Annotated in this window: 15 protein-coding genes; 8 read left to right on the top strand and 7 right to left on the bottom strand. The window is 36.9% G+C overall.

Going from position 1 to position 15,943, the window contains the following annotated elements; translation table 11 throughout:
• Positions 1-165 precede the first annotated feature (165 nt).
• Both E1750_RS17630 and E1750_RS17625 read left to right on the top strand, forming a co-directional pair.
• Positions 166-588 (top strand): DUF6943 family protein, encoded by a 423-nt coding sequence (locus E1750_RS17630; protein ID WP_133278031.1) that lies wholly within the window; start codon positions 166-168, stop codon positions 586-588.
• Positions 589-617: 29 nt separating this feature from the next.
• Positions 618-797 carry a hypothetical protein gene (locus E1750_RS17625; RefSeq protein ID WP_133278030.1) on the top strand — a complete coding sequence of 60 codons (180 nt, stop codon included), beginning with the start codon at positions 618-620 and terminating at the stop codon, positions 795-797.
• A 75-nt stretch (positions 798-872) separates the two neighbouring features.
• Here the strand turns inward: E1750_RS17625 and E1750_RS17620 are convergent, their stop codons facing one another.
• The 4 genes from E1750_RS17620 to E1750_RS17605 are packed head-to-tail and all read right to left on the bottom strand — an operon-like array spanning position 873 to position 2,523.
• Positions 873-1,049 carry a hypothetical protein gene (locus tag E1750_RS17620; protein ID WP_133278029.1) on the bottom strand — a complete coding sequence of 59 codons (177 nt, stop codon included), beginning with the start codon at positions 1,047-1,049 and terminating at the stop codon, positions 873-875.
• Positions 1,036-1,272 (bottom strand): hypothetical protein, encoded by a 237-nt coding sequence (locus tag E1750_RS17615; protein WP_133278028.1) that lies wholly within the window; start codon positions 1,270-1,272, stop codon positions 1,036-1,038. Before E1750_RS17615 ends, E1750_RS17620 begins: the two co-directional genes overlap by 14 nt.
• Before the next feature lie 40 nt (positions 1,273-1,312).
• Positions 1,313-1,729: a DUF5675 family protein gene (locus tag E1750_RS17610; RefSeq protein ID WP_133278027.1), complete on the bottom strand. Its 417-nt coding sequence runs from the start codon at positions 1,727-1,729 to the stop codon at positions 1,313-1,315.
• A gap of 35 nt (positions 1,730-1,764) precedes the next feature.
• A complete protein-coding gene (locus E1750_RS17605; protein ID WP_133278026.1) occupies positions 1,765-2,523 on the bottom strand; it encodes a hypothetical protein in 759 nt (252 codons plus the stop codon).
• A gap of 812 nt (positions 2,524-3,335) precedes the next feature.
• Between E1750_RS17605 and E1750_RS17595 the strand changes: the two genes are divergently transcribed.
• The 6 genes from E1750_RS17595 (at position 3,336) to E1750_RS17570 (ending at position 11,249) form a co-directional block, all read left to right on the top strand.
• The gene (locus E1750_RS17595) at positions 3,336-3,674 is read left to right on the top strand and encodes a hypothetical protein (protein WP_133278025.1); all 339 of its coding nucleotides are present in this window, start codon (positions 3,336-3,338) and stop codon (positions 3,672-3,674) included.
• Positions 3,675-3,796: 122 nt separating this feature from the next.
• The gene (gene hsdR / locus E1750_RS17590) at positions 3,797-6,244 is read left to right on the top strand and encodes an EcoAI/FtnUII family type I restriction enzme subunit R (protein ID WP_133278024.1); all 2,448 of its coding nucleotides are present in this window, start codon (positions 3,797-3,799) and stop codon (positions 6,242-6,244) included.
• Complete coding sequence (locus tag E1750_RS17585) at positions 6,244-7,245, top strand: FRG domain-containing protein (RefSeq protein ID WP_133278023.1); 1,002 nt, start codon at positions 6,244-6,246, stop codon at positions 7,243-7,245. Before hsdR ends, E1750_RS17585 begins: the two co-directional genes overlap by 1 nt.
• Before the next feature lie 10 nt (positions 7,246-7,255).
• Positions 7,256-8,692, top strand: a complete 1,437-nt coding sequence (locus tag E1750_RS17580) for a class I SAM-dependent DNA methyltransferase (protein ID WP_133278022.1) — start codon at positions 7,256-7,258, stop codon at positions 8,690-8,692.
• Positions 8,689-9,711: a PDDEXK nuclease domain-containing protein gene (locus E1750_RS17575; RefSeq protein ID WP_133278021.1), complete on the top strand. Its 1,023-nt coding sequence runs from the start codon at positions 8,689-8,691 to the stop codon at positions 9,709-9,711. The genes E1750_RS17580 and E1750_RS17575 overlap by 4 nt, the downstream gene beginning before the upstream one ends.
• Complete coding sequence (locus E1750_RS17570) at positions 9,711-11,249, top strand: restriction endonuclease subunit S (RefSeq protein WP_133278020.1); 1,539 nt, start codon at positions 9,711-9,713, stop codon at positions 11,247-11,249. Before E1750_RS17575 ends, E1750_RS17570 begins: the two co-directional genes overlap by 1 nt.
• 382 nt (positions 11,250-11,631) lie before the next feature.
• Here the strand turns inward: E1750_RS17570 and E1750_RS17565 are convergent, their stop codons facing one another.
• The 3 genes from E1750_RS17565 to E1750_RS17555 all read right to left on the bottom strand — a co-directional run bounded on the left by E1750_RS17565 (position 11,632) and on the right by E1750_RS17555 (position 15,940).
• Entirely contained in the window at positions 11,632-13,317 is a 1,686-nt protein-coding gene (locus E1750_RS17565; protein ID WP_133278019.1) for a sodium/sugar symporter, read from the bottom strand.
• Positions 13,318-13,425: 108 nt separating this feature from the next.
• The gene (locus tag E1750_RS17560) at positions 13,426-14,400 is read right to left on the bottom strand and encodes a glycoside hydrolase family 43 protein (protein ID WP_133278018.1); all 975 of its coding nucleotides are present in this window, start codon (positions 14,398-14,400) and stop codon (positions 13,426-13,428) included.
• A gap of 100 nt (positions 14,401-14,500) precedes the next feature.
• On the bottom strand, positions 14,501-15,940 hold the full coding sequence (locus tag E1750_RS17555; RefSeq protein WP_133278017.1) for a glycoside hydrolase family 27 protein: 1,440 nt from the start codon (positions 15,938-15,940) through the stop codon (positions 14,501-14,503).
• Positions 15,941-15,943: the final 3 nt, after the last annotated feature.

Raw genomic sequence — 15,943 nt, 5'->3', positions numbered from 1 at the left:
AAACTTGACTTTCTTGAAACCTCCACTAATAAAACGACTTTCTTTTTTTTCCTTTTTTTGTCTTTTGAAAAATTTTATGTGTGGCGAGCGCAGCGAGGCACATGAGTCTTTCAGCCGAAACCCTGCGAAAAATTGGAAAGTTAACCCGTTTTTAAATCCAGTCCTATGACCAATTTTATCATCAAAACCCACCGAAAAGATACCCTGTACACAAAACCCCACTTATTCATACTTAACAAGGGGATGAACAGCGGAAAACCCCAAAAAGAGCCCTTCACAAACAGTTTCGTAGTCATTTTTGAGAAAGAAAAAGATTGCGAAAACATTTTTTTCATTGCCTATAGTTTGTGGCAGACAAAATTCTGGCACCCATTTTTAATCGGTTCCGTGATTCCCTTTTTACGACTTCCAGACTTCCAAAAGGAATTTAATCCACAAGCAAGCCTAATGATGGTCGAACACGAGCAGCATTTAAAGAATGTGGAGGCCCTCAAACTTCTGGAAAAAAAAGAAAAGCAATACAAAGAGGATATTCTCCTGATAAATGACATCCGCAAAGCCATTTTGTACCGCTATTGCAAGAAATAAACTGTGTTTTAACCTAATATATTTAAGCTATGAAACTATTTATCCTTTACCAAACCGACATTTGGAAAACCAAAATCTCCAGAGTCTTTTACGGAATATTCGACAGCCGGATTAAAGCCCTGGATTGTGCCAAATACAATGGATTATATGGCAGAAATGCAAAAGTGGTAATTGAGGAAGTAACCCTAAATATTTTCGAAGAAATCTAAAAAAAAATGCCCAATCCAAAGTAGGAAAGGGCATTTTTAAAATCTAATCCAAAGGTCACCACAACTAGAACTAGACTATTTTTTGTGCTTCTTGATGAGGTATTTGAGTAGCATTGATATTACAAAACTGACAATCGCTCCAAGAGCTGCTAATAGAATCGTTTTTATAACATCTTCCGAATGTAAATTCGGCAAAACACTCAAAAATGTACCTCCGGCTGTCCCCATCAGGGTATGGTTACTGTTGGTCATCTTTGCTTGGCGCCAAAACCGCTTCCCCTGTGGTCAGCTGGCTTACCGCCGAGACAACTCCACCTGCAACAGCCAAATAACCACCAACAGTAGTCAAAACAACTGGCAAAGCCACTGGAGCAGCCAGGATCGTTCCGCCAATGGCAGCCAAAGCCAATCCAATATTTCGAAGCACTTTAAAAAATTTAGGCGTTGGAGCTTTCACTCGTTTTATAATATTCATCTTTTCTCTTTTTTTGTCATTCCCGCGAATGCAGGAACTGTCATCCTTCCACAGTCAGGAATCCAGATTGAACAATCAACTCAATACTTTCTTTGTGATCCAAAGCTTGATAAACCAAATCTTTCAACTTGACAAAAGCTGTTCGAGACATCAGACCCAATCCGGGCCCAGAAAGTTTAGTTACGGGAGCAATACAACCATTCAATTCTCTTAAGGCATTATTGGCTGGGTGAAACAGAATTAAACTTCTGTTTTTTACATCTACTATTTCCAAATGCCATTGAAACTTCTTGCTGTACCGCTTTTTAATAAAATATTTCCCCTCCGGAATGCAGGAAACCTTCGTTTCGTTATTCTTCCAAGGCAATTCAATAGTATGGCAGATTAATTTGCCCTCGCATTCGAGTTTACCATTGCATCCTTCAGGGAAATAAGTTCTAGTTAAAAATAGTATCATTACTGAACACTAAAAACTGATCACTGACCACTATCTTAGACTCCACCATCAACTTTCACCAACGCCAATGGGTTGTAAGCACCATTTTTCAATGGGTACATTTGTCCATTCACTTCTTGGTAAAATTCAATTCCCAAAGCCAAAAACAACGGTTTTGTGCTTGCTGGAGTGACAGTGTTCACTTGGTTGATGGCTGCTGTAGCAGTTCCATCCCAAGGTAGAATGGCACTCTCTGAATGAGCTTCTACGAAAGTTTCATTCTCAAAATCAATTTCTGCTCCTGCAGAAATGATTTTAAAGTGAGTGGTTCCACTTGGTGCTGCAAGCATATTCGCCGGAATAAACGAATCCAAATCAACAGTGATGTCTCCAGATACACGATCAATTGCGCCCACAAAAGGTGCAAATAAACTGGTGCCCAGTTTTCCTCTGATGTTGAATTCGAAGCCAGTAAGCAATTCCGCCTCACCATCAATCACATTTCGCAATCCTCTTACGCTGATAACATCAGCTTGGATTACCTTAACCATTTGCTGAGTCAATCGGCTCACCATTCTGCCATCAGCAGAATTCAAGTGCAAAGCTCTCAAAGCCGTTCTCAAAATCTTACCGGCTGTCCCGGCTCTTCCAAATTCAGAACCGTTCTCACGCGTTCTCTGAAACGCAGGATCACTTTTGATTCTGCTGGCGTCGATGCCCCCTTTTTCGCGGGCCAAATGCCCGTCCTGGGTTTTGTAAAAGGTAATATCTCCGATAGTACCTTTCAACTTAATTATGCCTTTTTGCCTTGCCATAATTCCTAAAATTTAGATTATTAAATCATTTAAAACTCCCTCAATCATCATCCGTTGCAACATCTTTCAATTGATTTCGAGAACAAATTTTAGCCTATTTAACAGAAAATAAAAGCAAGCACAGTTCCATATGTCCAAAAATGACACAAATGGCTTAAATCGACACAAATGCACATAAAAAAACACCCGAGAGGGGTGTAACTTGCAGCAAATAATAGTATCTTAGAATATCTTAATTTTGTCAAAATTTTTGACTTGTCACCTAGCACTTTGAAGCTAGTCAAAGCCTAGTCAAAGGTATAGATAGTGTATGAAAAACGAAAAACAGAGGGTTTGCATTTATCCGAAGGACATACAGCGTATAACAGGCAAAAGTTACCGCCAAAGTACCAGATTAATGCAAAAGGTCAAAACCGACCTCAACAAGCTCGAAAATGAGTTCTTAACGATAGATGAGTTCTGTTTGTACACAGGAATAAAATATGAACAAGTAGCTCACTTGATTTTTGGATAAAATGTGGATAAAGACCCTGTCTCATTTTAAACCATTGTAGAAAAACACATAGTTAAACAACTAGTTCATTTTTTAGTATTCTTTACCCTTTAAATTATGATTTATCTAGTTAATTGTGTACTTTTACACTTCACAAATTAATGGAATTCTAAACGATAAAAAGGGGGTAAATTCGGTTACCCAATTTTAAATTCAATTATATAATACTGAAATACAACGCATTAGAAGCAGGAAATTAGACCCTCTTTCTCCGCTAAATTAAAACCCTAACGATTGAAAATCAATTAGTTAGGGTTTTTTGTTTTTGTATATAGCCCACATTATCCCCACACTTCGGATCAAAATCAGTGACATACAAATCGCTTTAGCTGATTACAACATCCCAACCAAGCAACTCAAAATCGATATGTACCTCCCCGATTACAACGAGCTCCAACAATTCGAGGACCTCGAAGCCAATATCGATTGGATTGTCATACAAATTATTGGCGAAATAGCCTTCCGCAAACACATACGACAAATCCTTTTACATCCTATGCCCTTGGAACCCGTCGGCCTTTTACCTCTGATAGAACTCCCCGATTTTATTGAATATCTCTATCAAATCAACTCCAGAAGGAAAACGAGAATAGTGTAGTTATAAAGCAGTAAAAGTCTAGTTGAAAAAAAATAGTAAAAAATTAGCCCTTTTACGGTTTCTCGTAAACTGTAGTAAATTATTTTCAATACCTTAGCAGAAATAATTCTTTAGGAAACCAAATGAACAAGAAAGATTTATCGGAAAGAGATATTTGTTCAAAATTTATTACTCCAGCTCTCCAAAAAGCAGGATGGGATCTACACAAACAAATTTTAGAAGAAGTTTTTTTTACAGACGGCAAAATCTATGTCAGAGGCAAATTAACCGCAAGAGGCGAACGAAAACGTGCCGATTATATCCTGTACTATCAGGATAATCCCGTAGCCGTAATTGAAGCTAAAGACAACAAACATTCCATTAGAGCGGGCATTCAACAAGCCTTGGGCTATGCGGTAACCTTAGACATTCCTTGTGTTTTCAGCAGCAATGGCGATGGATTTCTATTTCACGACCGAACAGCAACCGATGCTTCTATTGAAACGGAATTGTCTATTGACGACTTCCCTACCCCTGCAATGCTATGGGATAAATACAAAAAATACAAAGGTATTGTCAATCCTGAAGGGGAACAATTAGCCTTGCAAAAATACTTCTCCGATGGTTCGGGACGCAAACCAAGATACTACCAGCAAATTGCCGTGAACCGCGCTGTCGAAGCCATTGCCAATGGCCAAAACCGAATCATATTGGTGATGGCCACCGGAACCGGAAAAACTTACACCGCTTTCCAAATCATTTATCGGTTGTGGAAAGCCAGAACCAAAAAAAGAATTCTATTTCTTGCCGACCGAACCGCTCTTGTAGATCAAACCCGAAAAGGAGATTTCAAGCACTTCAAGGATAAAATGACGATCATTAAAAAGAAAGTCATCACAAACGGAAATGGGAAGGACGAATTGGTGAGCAACAAAAAAAGAGGTATCGACACTTCCGATAAAGCCTTTGAGGTTTTCTTGGGACTGTACCAAGGATTAACCAATAATGAACCGGGCATTGAAGATGCTTACAAAGATTTTTCTCCTGACTTTTTCGACCTGATTATTATTGATGAGTGTCATCGAGGCAGCGCCAATGAAGATAGTGCCTGGAGGGAAATTTTAACTTATTTCAGCAAGGCCACTCACATTGGTTTAACCGCTACACCCAGAGAAACCAAAGAAACCAGTAACACCGAATACTTTGGGGAACCGGTCTATACTTACTCTCTAAAACAAGGAATTGATGATGGGTTCTTAGCACCCTATAAAGTAATTCGAGTAGCGCTAAATGTGGATTCAGAAGGCTACCGACCTCAACAGGGCAAAACTGATAAAGAAGGCGTTCCTATAGAAGACCGCATTTACAACCGTAAAGATTTCGACAGGAAACTGGTCATTGACGAACGTACCGATAGTATTGCCCAAAAAGTAACCGAATACCTCAAAGGATTAGACCGTTTTGCCAAAACCATTATTTTTTGTGTGGACATTGACCACGCCGAAAGAATGCGCAATGCCATTGCCAAACACAATGCCGATTTAGTTGCTGTGAATCACAAATACGTGATGCAAATCACGGGTGACAATGAAGAAGGCAAACGGGAATTGGACAATTTCATTAATCCTGAAGAAAAATACCCGGTTATTGCCACTACTTCAGAATTGATGACTACCGGTGTCGATGCACAAACCTGCAAGGTAATTGTATTGGATGCCAACATCAATTCGATGACCAAATTCAAGCAAATTGTAGGTCGCGGCACTCGTATCAACGAAGAATACGACAAACTCTATTTTACCATTTTGGATTTCAGAAATGCTACTGATAATTTTGCGGATCCTGCTTTTGATGGTGAACCGTTGCGAGTTAAACCCATTACGGAAGAAACCGATTTGACTACTATAATCGACGAGGAAGAAGAAGACGATACTACTATAATTGATGATGTATCTGGCGACGAAATTATTATAGTGCCTCCAAAGATTAAAAATCCTATTAGCGAACCCCGCCCAGAATACCAATACAGACCCAAACAATACATCAATGGTGTCGATGTTTCGGTTTTGGTCAGTCGTGAATTATTTTTTGATTCTAATGGGAAACCAATCACCATCAGTTTAAAAGACCATACCAAAGAGATTATCCAAGGTAAATATGCTTCCTTGGAAGACTTCCTTTTGACCTGGAATCAGGCCGACAAAAAAGAAGCCATTATCAAAGAATTGCAGCAACAGGGCATAATGGTCGAAGCTTTATATGATGCAGTAGATAAACAAGTAGATTTATTTGACCTGATTTGCCACGTGGCTTATGATCAGCCGCCACTAACCCGACAGGAACGTGCCAACAACGTCAAAAAACGAAACTACTTCACGAAATATGGAGAACAGGCCCGTAAAGTATTGGAAACCTTATTAGACAAATATGCAGATGAAGGAGTAGAAAACATCGAAAACATTGATGTATTGCGCGTAAAACCCTTTGATGATTTTGGTTCACCTATTGAAATTATCCAACACTTTGGTGACAAACAACATTATTTAGAGGCAGTTAGAGAACTGGAGAACGAATTATATCGAAAAGCATAATGGCAAAATTAGAAACTTACAATACTCTAAAAGATAAAGATGAAGCATTTGAACAAATAAATATTGATTCAAAAGAGCAATTAGACATTTATATTGAAAAATATAAAAAAGAACAATCAAAATATGGTCTAGTTTTTAGAGGCTGTCCAGACTCAAAGTATAAATTATATAACTCATCACAAAGGAAATGGTTAAACATAGAACTTCATAAATTGGGAAGAACATATGATGAATTTATTGAAATAGAAATAAATAATGCAAAGAATTGGCAAAATGGGTTATTAGAAAAGTTTTTTAATGCTTTCGGTCAACCTCCATTTGACATTTCGATACTTAGTTTCCTTCAACACTATGGTGCTCCTACCCCATTGTTAGATTGGACCTATAGTTTTGAAAATGCTCTGTTTTTTGCAACAGATGGCCTAAAATCTGCTGACTCGGATAATGACATTGATAATTATTGCTCAATTTATATTATAAATACTAAATGGCAAGAACTTACAAACTATCTTGTATATGTTCAATCAGGCTTAGATCAAATTGATAAAATATTAGATAAACATCCAAAAGTTAATTCTGATAATGTTATCGAAAATTTACAAAATTTTAACTATAATACTTTACACCAAATAAAAATTGCTCAAATTCCAGGTTATAAAAGGAATGGATTTGCATTTAGTTTGCGTAATAGACCCTCATTCAATTTGGTTTGGAACCAGCAAAATCTAAATATTATTAATCAAAAAGGACTTTTTGTTTTTAATTCAAGTGAAAATAAACCTTTAGAATTTTTTTTTAAAGGAGATAAGACTAAAGTTGAAGGCAGTCCTTATTACTTACCCAAAATTATATGTTTAAATATCCATAAATCATTATATGAATACATTAAACTTAAATTAACCAAAGGAAAAAGATTTCCAATTAATAAAGATTTCATTTATCCTCAAGAAGAAATGATTGCCAATAAATCATTTCAACATTTTTTAAATTTTGACTTTTAACAACATAATAATGTCCAACATATCCTCCATCTTAAAATCAATTCAAAACATAATGTGGCAAGACACCGGACTCAACGGTGATGCCCAACGCATCGAGCAACTCGGTTGGATGCTCTTTCTAAAAATATTCTCGGACAAAGACAAAGAACTCGAACTGCTCAACGACAATTATACCTCTCCAATTCCCGACCTATTCCATTGGGTGAAAGAAAAAGGCAATTGGGCGGGCGATGACGAAGGAATGACAGGCGACGAACTATTGGAATTTGTAGACCGCCAATTGTTTCCTGCCTTGCGAAATATTGATGTTAGTACAGGAAACCGACGAGCATTGATTGTCCGCGAAGTCTTCGAAGGCAACAACAACTATATGAAAAGCGGCATTAACATCCGCAAGGTGTTGAACAAGCTCAACGAAATGGACTTTAACATTGCCAAAGACCGTCACGCTTTTGGGGAACTATACGAAAGCATCCTCAAAGGATTACAAAGTGCGGGTAAAAGTGGCGAGTTCTATACTCCTCGTGCCATCACTTCCTTTATTACCGAAATGATCAACCCACAATTGGGTGAAAAAATATTAGACCCTGCTTGCGGAACGGGTGGTTATCTAACCTGCGCCATCGAGCATTTGAAAAAACAAGCCAACAGCGTCGAAGATCGCCAAAGCATAGCCGAAAACATTGAAGGTTGGGAATACAAACCACTACCCTATTTGCTGGCGACAACCAACCTGATTCTCCACGATATGGAAGTGCCCAACATTCGTTTTGGTGATGCTTTGGACAAACCCTTAAGCAGTTTTACCGAGAAAAACCGCGTAAACGCTATCTTGGCCAACCCTCCTTTTGGCGGTATTGTGGCGAACAATAACGAAACCAACTTCCCGCAAAACTTTAGAACCAAAGAAAGTGCCGATTTGTTCCTGATTTTAATGATACACTTATTGAAACAAGGCGGTCGTGCCGGAATTGTGTTACCTGATGGTTCCTTGACAGGCGACGGTGTAAAACAAAGAGTACGACAAAAACTGTTGGAAGATTGCAACCTGCATACCATTATTCGTTTGCCCAACTCTGTGTTCCAACCCTATGCCACGGTAGCCACCAATTTATTGTTTTTTACCAAAGGCACACCTACTAAAGAAGTTTGGTATTACGAACACAAATTACCCGAAGGACAAAAAGCCTACAACAAAACCAAACCCATTCAAGCCAAGGAATTCAACCCAATTAAAACCTGGTGGAATGACCGCAAGGAAAGTGAGATTGCCTGGAAGGTGGATATCAAAACCATCATTGACCGTAATTACGACTTGGACATAAAAAACCCAACCAAACAGGAAGAAACCCACGAATACAATAGTTTGGAATTGATGGATTTGTTGCATACTTCTTTTGATAAAAGCAACGCTTTGTTGAACCAATTAAAAAAAGCGGTGAAATGAGTGTAGCACCACAATTCTCGGAGGTAATATCGTTAATAAAAAAGGCGAGATACAATGCGTTTAAGGCTGTAAATACGGAGCTTATTAATTTGTATTGGGAAATAGGAAAATACATAACCACCCGAACCCAAAGCGAAGGTTGGGGCAAAGCCACTGTACAACAACTAGCACAAGTTATCCAATCGCAAGAACCAGATTTAAAAGGATTTTCGGATAAAAACTTGTGGCGAATGAAGCAGTTTTACGAAGCCTATTGCCATTTTCCAAAACTCTCACCACTGCTGAGAGAATTGAGTTGGACGAATAATGTTATAGTTTTTAGCAAAACCAAAACAGCAGAGGAAAGAGAATTTTATTTGCGCCTTTGTAAAAAAGAAAATTACACAACAAGAGAGCTGGAACGTCAAGTCAACAGCTCCTATTTTGAACGTACTATGTTGAGTAATCAAAAACTCTCGGCAGTGCCGAGAGTTTTGCCAAACGAATTTGAAAACATCTTCAAGGATAGCTATGTACTAGAATTTTTGAATTTATCCGAAGACCATTCCGAGAAAGATTTACAGCAACAACTCATCGAGCAAATGAAACATTTTTTGCTCGAATTGGGCAAAGATTTTTTGTTCGTGGGCGAAGAATACCGTTTGCAAGTAGGCAACAAAGACTACCGAACCGATCTTTTATTTTACCACCGCAACCTACAATGTTTGGTAGCGTTTGAACTTAAAACAACCGATTTTGAACCTGAGCATTTGGGCAAACTCAATTTTTACCTCGAGGCCTTGGATCGCGATGTAAAAAAACCACACGAAAACCCAAGTATTGGCATTTTGCTATGCAAAGGCAAAGACGATGAGGTAGTAGAATATGCTTTGAGCCGAAACCTATCGCCCACCAGGATAACCGAATATACCATTGCGCTACCCAATAAAAAACTGCTGCAAGATAAACTGCACGAAATATACGAGTTGTTTGAAAGTAGAAAGAAAAGTGAAGTGGAATTAAATAACGAAAGGGAATAATGAGCATTGAAATAAAATATATACCACTTTCTTTTATTAATACAGAAGAAGAAATTTTAAAACAAATTAAGAACACAGTTTTATTTTCTCATTTATACCAAACATTTGAGGAAACTTCATTGAATCACTATTTAGAAAGCACTCAATATGGATATAATGCACCTTCATCACCTTCAGGAACACATCAATTAGTAAGAATTACGGATATAAATAGCGGAAAAGTTAATTGGAATACCGTTCCTTTTTGTGATTGTGATGCCGAAGATAAATACCTTTTAAATGATGATGATATTTTAGTGGCTCGAACTGGAGGTACAACCGGAAAAAGTTTTATAGTTAATTCGGCACCAAAGAATGCGATTTTTGCAAGCTACTTGATTCGATTAAGACTCAAAAAAGAAGTGAATTTAGAATTTATTAATCTATATTTAAACTCCTATGCATTTTGGAGTCAAATAGTGGAAATGAAATCGGGTTCATCTATGCCAAATGTAAATGCTGAAAAATTAAAAACGCTTCGAATTCCTAAAATAAGTTCAAAAGAACAAAATGAGTTTGTAACCTCTTTTAAGAATATTGAAAAAGCAAAAAACTTGCATTCATTATTCGATAAGATTAACGAGGTAGAAAGTTTGTTTCTAAATTCAAAAGAAATTGTAAATGAACTCACCCACCAACTCGACCTCATCAAGCAACTGCGTCAGGCATTTTTGCGGGAAGCGATGCAAGGAAAGTTGTTAGCTCCCTCTCCTTTGGAGAGGGCGGGGGGAGAGGATGGACAACAACTCCTTGCAAAAATAAAAGCCGAAAAAGCAAAACTCATTGCCGAGAACCTGCCTGCCGGCAAGGCAGGAAAACTGAAAAAAGAAAAAGAATTACCGCCAATTACGGATGAGGAAATTCCGTTTGAAATCCCGAAACATTGGGCTTGGTGTAGATTGGGAGAGATTTGTAATAAAGTTACGGATGGTTTTCATAATACCCCTCCTAAAGTAAGTTCCGGATTTCCATATATAGCAGCAACTCAAGTTAAATCAGACAAAATTGATTGGGATAATTGTAATTATGTTGAAGAAAAATTCCATAGAGAATTGTATAATAAGACTACTCCAAAAAAAGGGGAAATATTGGTAGTAAATATTGGTGCTGGATGTGGAACACCTTCAATAATTGATGTTGATTTTGAATTTAGTTTTAAAAACACTGCAATATTAAAGTTCAATCAAGATTTGATTTACAATAAATACCTGTTCTATTATTTCATTCTAAGAAAAGATGAGTTTTATATAAATCTGACAAAAGGAGGACTACAACCATTTTTAAGCCTTAAAATACTAAATGAAATTGACTTTCCCCTTCCACCACTTCACGAACAAGAACAAATCGTAAACAAGTTAGGAGAGTTAATGTCGTTTTGTGATAGTTTAGAGCAAAGCATCAAGGAAAGTCAAGCCTATAACGAAATGTTGTTGCAACAGGTTTTGCGAGAGGCGTTGCAGGGGAAAGATGCTGTTTATGTTATCCAAGAAAAAGGCTAAGATACTCTAACGCCATTTGAATAATAATTATTGCTATTGACGCATAACCAATTAATTCGAGTCTTTATAACACCGACCCAGGTTCTTCAAGAGATTGTGGAATTACTAATAGCAATAGCTCCATCTAGTCAATACTAGACTTACTTGATGAAATTATCGCAACGACTTTCAAATTTTATTTCTCGTATTGGACTAACCAAAGAAGTAGAAGAATTGAAAACTAATAGCGCATACAATAGATTAAGACTATTTTATTGTTAGAGGTCGCCTTCAAATTTTAGCTTTAAAAAATAACAAAAAAAAGAGTCTGCTTTTTTAAAACGACAGACTCTTTTACTACTAAAACAAAAAATTAAATACTACTTAAAATCAGACAGAATCTTTACCAAAATTTGGCGTACAAAGCAAATATTATTAACAATGTGATTACAATCATCACTGTAGTTTGAGGCTTTATCTTGAACATTTCAGTATCTAAATCGAATGCTTTTGGGTTAATTTTTGGTCCAGCGAAACTCACGGCAATCATCAATATCATCGTAAACATAAATGACAATCCCATACAAATATGAAATGGTATTTCGAAACCGCCTTTGCCATTAGGCCAAGCTGTATATAACAAGGTTTCATTTCCAAATAAAGCTGGGGCAAATTCATTGAATAAAACGGATAATACAAAACCGGCAATTACACCAACGATAGCAGCAGTTCCTGTAGTTCTTTTCCAGAACATCCCCAAAATAAACATAGCAAATACCCCAGGACTAATAAAACCAGTATATTTTTGGATATACGTAAATCCTCCAACTCCACCTATTCCAAGAACATCATTCCAAGTAAACATAACTGCCAGGAGCATCGCGGCAAAAACAGCATATCTTCCAATATTAACCTGACTTCGGTCTGAAGCATTTTTTTGAATGTATTTTTTATGAACGTCCAAGGTATAAATAGTAGAAATACTATTTACTTTACCAGCCAATGAAGCTACAATTGCGGCTGTCAATGCAGCAACCGACAACCCCTTTAAACCTGTTGGCAAGAAAGTCAATACTGCTGAATAAGCTCCGTCTTTTCCACCAACCAATTGAGGTAAATGCCCATTTTCGTATAAAACAAAAGCTGCAATTCCAGGCAACATTACGATAACTGGCATTAATAATTTTAAGAATCCTGCAAACAAAATACCTGTTCGTGCTGTTTGCAAATCGGCTCCTAAAGCCCTTTGAGTAATGTATTGATTGCACCCCCAATAATTCAGATTAATGATCCAAATCCCAGCCAAATAAGACATCATTCCTGGAAAAGTAAGGTATTTATTTATTTCTAATTGAGAAGACGTTTCAGTAGGTCTTGGAATAATCATTTTGAAATGTTCTGGTGCTTTTTCCATTAAGACGTTAAATCCGGCAATTGCATCTTGACCTACTCCAAAAAATTGTCCAACGGTTGTTAAAGCTATATAAGTAGTCACTAACCCACCAATTATTAAAACAGCCACCTGAATTACATCCGTATACGCCACCACTTTCATTCCACCTAGTGAAATTAACAAGGCAAAAACAGCAAGACCAATCATAATGGTATGAAGGTATTCTCCTCCGGCTAATCCGTTTATGGCCACTGCTCCTAAATATAAAATAGATGTCAAATTTACAAAAACATACAAAAACAACCAAAACACAGCCATAATCAAAGCAGTCGATTCGTTATATCTCGTTTTTAAAAACTGCGGCATGGTATAAATCTTATTTTTCAAATACACTGGAATGAACCAAATAGCTATTATAATCAATGATATAGCAGCAATCCACTCGTAGGCGGCAACAGCTATTCCTAAAAAGAATCCTTCGCCACTCATCCCAATAAATTGCTCCGCAGAGATATTAGAAGCAATTAAAGAAGCTCCGATGGCCCACCAAGTTAAGGTTCCTTCCGCTAAAAAATACGCTTTAGCATCGTGTTCGTTTTTTTCACGTTTACGATAGATAACATATCCATAAACGGATACAATTATAAAATAGATAATAAATACCGCATAATCAGCGAAGACAAGATTCTTACTCATTTGTTTATTGTTTTAAAAAAATTACTTTAACTACTGCTTTCAATTTTGAAAGAAATTGTTTTTTTTGGATAAAAAAAGTGATTCAATTCCTCCAATTCTTTATAATTATTATTTCAAAATATCTAGATAATCACCACTATCTATCAATTCATAAATTTGGGTTCTTTCTTTGTCTCCCTTATTGGGCTGATGCAAACAAAGCATTGATTTCCCTTCAAATGTTTTGAATATCATCCCATGTCCTCCGCCTTCTTCAAAAATCATTTTATCAATTTGCTTCCAAGGGCCTTTTATAGACCCAGACTCTGAAATTAATTGTCCCAAACCGTATCCTTTATCTCCAAAACTTGACCAAATCATCAACAACTTTCCAGTTTTTGTTTTATAAAGAAAACAACCATCGGTAACATAACCATGATATTTGAAGCCAGTAGTAGACAAACTTCTTACCCATTTAGCCTCTGTAGCCTTGAACAAGGTTCGCGGAACTCCAACAGTGCCGGATAAATCGTCTTTTAATTGAATCAATTCCATCGTACCATCTCCAATCTGTGCCCATTCGTGACAAAAAACCATATAAGGCACATGATTTTCAACCCATAACGTACCATCTAAACTCATCCATTCTTTTGGAGTCGTAGGTTTATTGGTAAAAGCTTTAAATGGACCTGTCGGTTTGTCTGCCACTAATATTTGAGTTCCTCTACGATATTGCTCTGGCTGTTCCTTCGGTTTTAAAGCCATTTCATCACCCGTAAAGGTTACAAATAAAAAATATTTACCTTTATAATAATGCATTTCAGGTGCCCAAACCATTCTTTTGCCCCAATGGTCGCTCGGAGCTGAAAAAACAGTATCAGGTCCTGACCAATCCTTCAAATTAGTACTTTTATACACTTCAACACCTTTTATGGTATCGTTATCAAGTAAACGATTCCCCGTTTGTGCATATAAATAATAGGTTTTAGAAATACTATCTGTGTAAATAAAAGGATCCCTAACTCGAATGTCTGCTAATGTTTTTAATTGTGAAAAACCTGTTAGACTAAGCAATAAAAAAGAAATTCGAATATAAATCCTCATTGCATTCGTAATTTAAATTAAATAAAATATAGGTTTTCAAAAACCCGTTATGTAAAGTACCGCATAACGAGTCTTCAAAAACCAAACTAACCAAAACCTCCTATTTAACTACTTTAGTTAATCTAAATACTTTCGCTCCGTGACTATCAATCTTAGCTCTAATTTGTGTATTTATTATTCCTATATCTTTTTTCTCCCATAAATCACGGACACTATAATCCCCTCGAATACCTTCATTTTCTAAAGTAAATTTAACTTCCTTTTCTTTTTCTGATAAATTAAACAACGCTATAAATCGATCTCCGTTTTTTGGGTCAGTTGCTATCCACACCGCTTGTCCATCATTTTTTATGACTTGTCTATTATCTGTAGAATGTTGATTAACATAAAGAATTTCACTATTTTTCAAAAATTTCATAGTACTTTCTGCTGTTGTCAATAAATCGCCACCCATTATTAAAGGAGATTTTGCCATAGACCATAAACTCATTAACGTATAATGCTCAGGCACTGTAAAATTTGACATTCTTTCTTTCCCATGAGGACGGTCATCTAGTGACAAACGCCCTATTGGTAACATATCGCCATCCGGCCAATGTCCCTCACCAATAAAAGGAGACCAGGCATTTAATAAATCGAAGTTATGCTCTAATGATTCCCAATTATCCCAAAAATCACCAGAAATTCTCCACATATTGGCATTTTCTATTAAATGTGAGGCTCTAGAAACGGGTGCTTCACCACACGACAAACTTAGGACCATCGGTCTACCACATTGGGCAATAGCTTTGTGCATCATTTCGATTTCCTCTTTATGATAAGGAGGAAACATGGTGTCATCCGCTTTAATAAAATCTACTCCCCATTGGGCATATAAATTGAAAATTGAATTGTAATATTCTTGTGCCCCAGCTTTGGATGCGTCAACACCAAACATGTTGTTACACCAATTACAGGTATCGAATGGTTCGGCAATATCTTTTGCAGTTGCTTTACTTCCCATTATTGGCGTACCATTGAAAGCTGCTGCTCTATGGATCCCACGCATAATGTGTATTCCAAATTTCATTCCTTTTCCGTGAACATAATCGGCAATTGGCTTGAATCCTTTTCCATTGGCTGCAGAAGGAAAACGCTCTACCGAGGGCAGCAGTCTTCCGTATTGATCCATAGTAACATCTTTAGGGAATTTAAGACTCCCGTCAGCATTAAACTGGATGTCCGGATGTCCCTTTCGTTTTGGTGTATTCCAATTTCCTGGTTCTGGATTCCACCAGATATAATCAATTACAGCATAATTCCATCCGTATTGCAAAAGGTTTTCAGCCATATAATCAACCGTAGCCTTAAATTCTTTTTCATTTATTCTACAATCATAGGCATCAAAACTATTCCAACCCATAGGTGGGGTTACAGCCAAATTTGATTTATTCTTAGCAACTTCGCTTTTGCTTTCAACACTTTTATTTTTGTCCTGAACCTGCGAAAATGCTGAAATTCCAAAAATCAAAGCCAAAACTATTCTTTTAATATACTTCATAAT

This window comes from Flavobacterium nackdongense (assembly GCF_004355225.1).
Lineage (GTDB): Bacteria > Bacteroidota > Bacteroidia > Flavobacteriales > Flavobacteriaceae > Flavobacterium > Flavobacterium nackdongense.
This window is presented reverse-complemented; position numbering and strand designations above follow the sequence as displayed.